The 5,892-nt window shown below is 48.1% G+C and carries 8 protein-coding genes; all 8 read right to left on the reverse strand.

The genetic code is table 11. The annotated features are described in order from the left end of the window. The coding region (locus tag EKD05_RS27370) for a type II toxin-antitoxin system PemK/MazF family toxin (RefSeq protein ID WP_370374942.1) at positions 1–147 on the reverse strand (147 nt) is incomplete at its 3' end. 177 nt (positions 148–324) lie between these two features. Further along, on the reverse strand, positions 325–1,077 hold the full coding sequence (locus tag EKD05_RS24930) for a class I SAM-dependent methyltransferase (RefSeq protein ID WP_205704084.1): 753 nt from the start codon (positions 1,075–1,077) through the stop codon (positions 325–327). A 627-nt stretch (positions 1,078–1,704) separates the two neighbouring features. After that, positions 1,705–2,043 (reverse strand): type II toxin-antitoxin system PemK/MazF family toxin, encoded by a 339-nt coding sequence (locus tag EKD05_RS24935; RefSeq protein WP_240695930.1) that lies wholly within the window; start codon positions 2,041–2,043, stop codon positions 1,705–1,707. Beyond that, positions 2,043–2,279, reverse strand: a complete 237-nt coding sequence (locus EKD05_RS24940; RefSeq protein ID WP_129678278.1) for a hypothetical protein — start codon at positions 2,277–2,279, stop codon at positions 2,043–2,045. Before EKD05_RS24940 ends, EKD05_RS24935 begins: the two co-directional genes overlap by 1 nt. Before the next feature lie 300 nt (positions 2,280–2,579). Beyond that, positions 2,580–3,203, reverse strand: coding sequence for a Uma2 family endonuclease (locus EKD05_RS24945; RefSeq protein WP_129678280.1), 624 nt, complete (start codon positions 3,201–3,203; stop codon positions 2,580–2,582). Between the two features lie 386 nt (positions 3,204–3,589). After that, the gene (locus EKD05_RS24950) at positions 3,590–4,003 is read right to left on the reverse strand and encodes a putative toxin-antitoxin system toxin component, PIN family (RefSeq protein ID WP_129678282.1); all 414 of its coding nucleotides are present in this window, start codon (positions 4,001–4,003) and stop codon (positions 3,590–3,592) included. Continuing rightward, positions 3,990–4,226 carry a hypothetical protein gene (locus EKD05_RS24955; RefSeq protein ID WP_129678284.1) on the reverse strand — a complete coding sequence of 79 codons (237 nt, stop codon included), beginning with the start codon at positions 4,224–4,226 and terminating at the stop codon, positions 3,990–3,992. Before EKD05_RS24955 ends, EKD05_RS24950 begins: the two co-directional genes overlap by 14 nt. Positions 4,227–4,618: 392 nt before the next feature. Beyond that, complete coding sequence (locus tag EKD05_RS24960) at positions 4,619–5,632, reverse strand: hypothetical protein (protein ID WP_129678286.1); 1,014 nt, start codon at positions 5,630–5,632, stop codon at positions 4,619–4,621. Positions 5,633–5,892: the final 260 nt, after the last annotated feature.

Below are 5,892 nucleotides of genomic sequence, written 5' to 3' on the forward strand. Positions count from 1 at the left end.
GTATTGTGTTTGGTGATCAATCCGTCCAAGCCGTTTTCGTAATCGTTGTTGGTCAACGGTACGGATTTGGTCAAGGAGAACCTTCGGGATGCGGATGCCCTGCGAGTTTCCGATTTTGACCAGGCGTGTCTTGATGACGTTGCTCATCTCATTTACCCCTTCCTCTGATGTGGTTACATTGCATGTACTTCTGGCGCGAAAGTCAAGAATATAGAACCGACCAGCAGGTACAGCCATTCCAGGTTGGCGGAATGCATGGTGGCCCAACATCAAAGATCAGCGGTGCGGAAGGCGTCCGCCTGAATCGGCTTGTTCGGCATTTTGCTATAATTTCCTTGCGATATAAACGCCATAACTCACATGCGATCTATACTTTTCATACAAATCAATTTCGTGCTTTTCTGCCGCCACAATACTTTCGGCCATATTGTTCCCTTCATGTTTTTTAAGAAAGTCTGCAAACCGCGCTCTCATCGGATTGTAATATTCATCGAGCCAGCAATTCTGGGGAAGAACGAAATAGCCAATCGGGGAATATCCGTGAACTTCTAAGGCGGCCATCTTCGCTGAGGCCACAGCGATTTCTGGATACTCGGCATCCCAGTGCGCCTGTATCTCCTTGGGCCTATCATTGGTCAACCACGTAATTTCTGATGCGACCAACGTTCCGCCTGGCTTTATGAACTTTTTCCAATTCTTGATGCCATTCTCGAAACCAATGTTGTATATGGATCCCTCAGCCCAAATGAGATCAAGAGATTCATCAGCAAAGGGCAGGTCATCCATGGAGCACGAATGGCATGAGATTTTATCAGCAACTCCGCCAGCAATACTCCTTGACCTCAAGACATCCAAAAATTCAGGTAAAAAATCGATGGCAGTGATGTTGGCGTTGAGCGACTGAGCGAGAATGATCGTGGACGCACCTGTTCCGCACCCGATATCAGCGACTTCAATGGGTCTGGAACCATCAATGCCGGTCATAGACAGGGCAAATCTAGTTGCTTCGTCACTTCCTGGACCCTGCCGATATCCTTCTTTATGAAGTTCGATGAGCAATTCCATCTCGTTCATCATTGTCTCCTTGTGAATGCATGACGAACGTTTGTTTCAGTAGACAGACGGTGACGTTTCGTGCAAATCGCGTTTTCCCGTATCAGGACGGGATATACGCCGCACATAGGTTGCTTCCTGTCCGTCTATATTTACCTCATGCCTGACATGGTTTGCGGACGGACGGCCCGATCGTATATGGTTGTTCTGCTTTGGGTGAACAATCGATCTGCCTCCTAGTATACCGCATCGTGCCCGACAGCGGCGCTCGGGTTGAGGGCCGCCTAACGCCAGGCTTCAGCGGCGCCGCTGGCGGGCGTCGTGAGGACACGGCGCGGCGGCTGGCGGCCACTGCCAGCAAACGGCGCCTGCCGCCCCGTAGATCGCCAGGAGCTCGCGGTGCTCCAACACGCCGCTGGAGAAATGCAGAGCGCCTACCCGTCGGTGATAGGCAGGCGCGGTTTGTGGGTAGAACGAGCCCAGGTTAGGGCCGCGCCAGCGGCGTCAGCTGCACGGCCTGGTTAGGTGGCTGGGCTTATAAAGGGTTACACCATATCTCAAAATATCCACGTGCAAAGCCATTACCTGATGTTACTTGTTAGATATTCCGCGCTCTCTTTTCCGTTTTAATCTTTACAACCGCTCACCACGTTATACGTCGAGCACCAGGCGTATTCCTTCTTCAACGTGGGTCAGTGTTGTTGCGGAAATACGATCAACGTATTCGTCGAGCATTGACTTGTCAAGGGGAATGATCTGTGAGACGTTAACGACCGAGTCTTTTGGTAAACTCGACTCAGTTGCGGGAAGAAAGACGTTTCCGGGGGCGGTTGCAAGGCGCAGATTACTTGTTATAGCGACAATAATCACAGTCGCAATACGACTTCTCGTGAATGCATCGGCTTGAATTACTAACACTGGTCTACGATACCCTGATCCTGCACCTGTTGGCTCCGGTAGGTTTGCCCACCAAATATCTCCGCGCTGCATTACCACTCTTCCTTGGATAGTATTTGCGTTTGCGCGGCGCTATACCCTGTGTCAAGTCTTGATTCCTCTGTTCCGTAAATGGAATTCAGCGCTTCGGTGATGCCCTGGTAGCGGAATGTATCGAGATAATGCTGAATAGCCTTGGCGTATAACTCGCTTCGGGAGAGCCCTTTATCCTGTGCGTACTGCTCCGCTGCTTCAAACAGCGGGTCTGGAATTGAGATGGCTGTTTTCATACTGCGAGTATAACAAAAGTTATACCGATAGTCAAGGGCAGTTTCTTTGCCTGGGCCGTGCTTCACAGCCACCTAACGCTGGGCTTCACCGGCGCCGCTGGCGGCTTCGATAGACCGAGGCGAGCGACAGCACGCGGCGACATTGTAAAAAACCACCAGCTTATGGGCCGCGCCAGCGGCGTCACCTGCAGGGCGTGTTGGGCGGCGGGTTAACAGGAATACGTAAAACATGCCTATAGAGAAGGATTCTCCTGCTCATAATGTCAAGATTTTACGTGTTCTGAGATAGCGATACCTTATTCATTCGCCGCTTTCTTCTTTGGCTGATTCTCGGGTTATTCCCGTTTTGCCGTGTGCCCATTCAACTTTCTCGTAGACATCCTCAACGGTCAACACACAGTCAATCGAGCGAAGAACGATTTGTGCCGTTATCCCAATGGCCTCATACAATAGCCATATCCCGTTTTCCTGGCGTGTGAAGTGCTCAATCCGATGCTCGTCTTGCGCGATCAAGATATAGTCCTGGAACGAGGAGATTGTTCGATAGTGCTGAAACTTCATGCCACGATCATATCGTTCTGTCGATGGTGAGAGGACTTCAATGATAACGGTTGGATTCGTGATCGTAAGGCGTGATGATTCAATAAACTGTGGCTGTCCGCACACGACCGTCACATCCGGATAGGTGTGTAATCCCGTAGTCAAAATTTTAATACGCTGATCACTATTATAGACGCGGCATGGGCGGCGACGCAGTTGTGCATGCAGTGACGCATAGGCATTTCCTGACAATAAATTATGCGGTTCGGTTCCTCCCGTCATGGCGAAAATTTCACCTTGATAATATTCGTGCTTGCGGGTACTTGCCACCTCAAACTCGATATACTCTTCTTCCGTAATATATCGTTTTGGCTGTGCTGTCATCACTGCCTCCATGCGGTCTGCGTACCAGAGATGGCTTCATCATAGCGCACATGTTCTGTGAATTCAAGCCCCAAAGATATGCGAATGATTGTGGGCGAGACTGTCCAGTGCTCGGTTCTGCTGCTCGGCATGGGCGTTTCGGGCTGAGGTTGCCGCCCAACGCCAGCCTTCACGTGCGCCGCTGGCAGCCGTGTGGAGAGAGACGAGCAGCGGCACGGAACGCGCATGAAAAACGCACCAGGTTTGAGGCCGCGCCAGCGGCGTCGCGTGCAAGGCGTTGTTGGGCCGTGACCACGCTGTTGTAAGGGGATTACGAGCAAAAGACGCCGTTTTATATCTTCAGAGTACTGTATTTATGGTTTTTCCCAGATATAATACTTGACACATTATCTTAGGTCAAGAAATTCTCTCGGTGTGATTATAGGAATTCCATGATACAGATGTAGGTTAAGAAGATCTTTATCGCCAGTTATTATTAAAGACGCATTTCCGTATACTGCAACTTCTAAGAATTTATCATCTTTTGGGTCTCTACAGGCTATCACAGGTTCAGTGATTTCAATAAGTGTGGTTTGTTGCAGGAAAACGGCAAGAAATCGCTCGCGTATTTCTCTCTGGAGATAGCGATCAAATTTACTACGCAAGAGTACCGATGTCAGTTCAAGTGCTGTCGCTTCGGAAACGAGGAGTATCCCATCGATAAGCGCATGATCGAGCGCCTGACGCGGCACGGACTGGCGAAAAAGGGCAGCACTCACGATCGTATTCGTGTCGAGAACAAACCGATTATTCATCTTCATTGAGGAGTTGATCAAGAACTTCGGGTGTTAATCCTCGTAATTGTGCCTCATCGCTCATGTCATTCATTATCTGTGGGAGGGTACTATCGGCAGGGAGTGGTATCGTACGAAAAAGCATCCGTACGAGTAATTGTACTTTCCGGCGATCTTCTTCTGTTGCAGCATTATATTTTGCTGCGGTCGCAGTATCAACGGGTATCATGATAGTCGTATTCGGCATCATGCGATCCTCCTCGTGTCTGACAGATGCACGCATCCTCAGCAGAAGTAGTATAGCACCTTTGTTTGTAGTATGCCACAGGTTTTTCCCATTGCGAAAGGAACCAACCACACATGGTACCGTTCGGCATGGGCGCTTCGGATTGCAGAGGCCCAACGATCCGTATAACACGCGCCCGCTGGCAGGCGTGGTGATGGCACCGAGCGACAGCACGACACCGCGCCCAGCAAACTGCGGACGTTCGCCGCTGGGCGGTGGAAAGAACGTGAAGAACGCGATCGAGTCACCGAGCGGGGTGAACGCCGGAGAACGCCGCAGTTTGCGGCCGAGATCGCGCCCAGGTTCGGGCCGCGCCAGCGGCGTCGCGTGCATGCGGCTGTTGGGCCAGATTGTAATTACTCATCCGTTTTGACATTGTCAATAAATTCTTCTAAAGCTTCATGGAATTGTGCTGGTGTCATACGTATAAAACTATAACCGGAACTCCAATCTTCCGAAAAAATTCTCGGTCTAACTAAAGGGTCAGAGAAAGGAAATGCAATACGTTCTGTAGTGTAACCGATATAAATAACTTTTTTATGAGCGGCTACGGGAAGACAGTCTTCAAGGAATAACTTATCTAAAGCATTTTGCTTTTCGACATATTGGAACCACTCCAATTGAGCTTGCATCAATAGCTTCGCTTCTTGTTCTCTGATAATCTCGTCCCAATTAAGGGAAACTGCGATGCTCTCAAACTTTTTTGTTAATAGAGAAAGCTCATTTGTCACACCAATGGCACGAACCAATAAAAGAAAGAACAACACGATGAATAGGATTATCACATTTGACAGTGATCGAATAATCTGTAAATCAGTATCATTCCTCACAGTGGAAGAATAAGCCTCAAAAATCGGCCAAAAAGTCACGTCAAACCACATTTGGATCGCACTTGTTATAGGCCGAAGGTTGTCTTCTGTAAGAATTTGACTTAGATAGTACAATACCCAACCAAGAAGAAGCAGCACTAGTATGTATATTGGAGGATTACCTATTTTTCTTCCAATGAAAATATAGGAATCCACAATGAGTGTCTTTAATACCCTGTGCAAGATTGAGAAAAAATTATTTTTAAGCCATATTACATTACCTATTACGGAAGCAAGAAGTAATCTTGCAACTTCGCTAAGGCGTCCGTTTTGATAGAACCACTGTAAAACAACAAATATCAGGACGAGAACTGTCAGAACTCGACCAATTTCATTGCCAAATATCAAAAGAAGTATTGAAAGAATTACACCGACTCCTTGGAGTTGGGGTAAGGCCAAAAATTTTCCTAGCCATTGCAAGAATGATCCTACAACTGATGAGGTTAATCTCGTCGGTGAATTGGTGTCATCAATTTCATCTGAGGGCGTTCCATCAGCCATAAGATGTTCCTTTTGTTCGCTTTTCTTACTCATGATTCCACCTACTGCTACTAAACAAGAAATTGCCAGAAATGTAACACAAAATTTTGAATATTACAAGCAATATCACGTTTAATTTTCACATAAGAGTTTAGTTAAAATCTTACAAAGTGTGATTTAAAACTGAGAAGAGGGCCCAACGAACTAAGAAGCTGTCTGAAAAGGGTCATGGGGCCAGTCGGCGGAGCATCAGGCGGGTCATGGCAAGGTAGATCATCGCC

The organism is Candidatus Chloroploca sp. Khr17 (assembly GCF_004138165.1).
Taxonomy (GTDB): domain Bacteria; phylum Chloroflexota; class Chloroflexia; order Chloroflexales; family Chloroflexaceae; genus Chloroploca.

Bases quoted from the DNA above. Each gene is read 5' to 3' on its own strand.
- EKD05_RS24930 (WP_205704084.1), bottom strand. From the start codon at position 1,077: ATGATGAACGAGATGGAATTGCTCATCGAACTTCATAAAGAAGGATAT.
- EKD05_RS24935 (WP_240695930.1), bottom strand. From the start codon at position 2,043: ATGCAGCGCGGAGATATTTGGTGGGCAAACCTACCGGAGCCAACAGGT.
- EKD05_RS24940 (WP_129678278.1), bottom strand. From the start codon at position 2,279: ATGAAAACAGCCATCTCAATTCCAGACCCGCTGTTTGAAGCAGCGGAG.
- EKD05_RS24945 (WP_129678280.1), bottom strand. From the start codon at position 3,203: ATGACAGCACAGCCAAAACGATATATTACGGAAGAAGAGTATATCGAG.
- EKD05_RS24950 (WP_129678282.1), bottom strand. From the start codon at position 4,003: ATGAAGATGAATAATCGGTTTGTTCTCGACACGAATACGATCGTGAGT.
- EKD05_RS24955 (WP_129678284.1), bottom strand. From the start codon at position 4,226: ATGATGCCGAATACGACTATCATGATACCCGTTGATACTGCGACCGCA.
- EKD05_RS24960 (WP_129678286.1), bottom strand. From the start codon at position 5,632: ATGGCTGATGGAACGCCCTCAGATGAAATTGATGACACCAATTCACCG.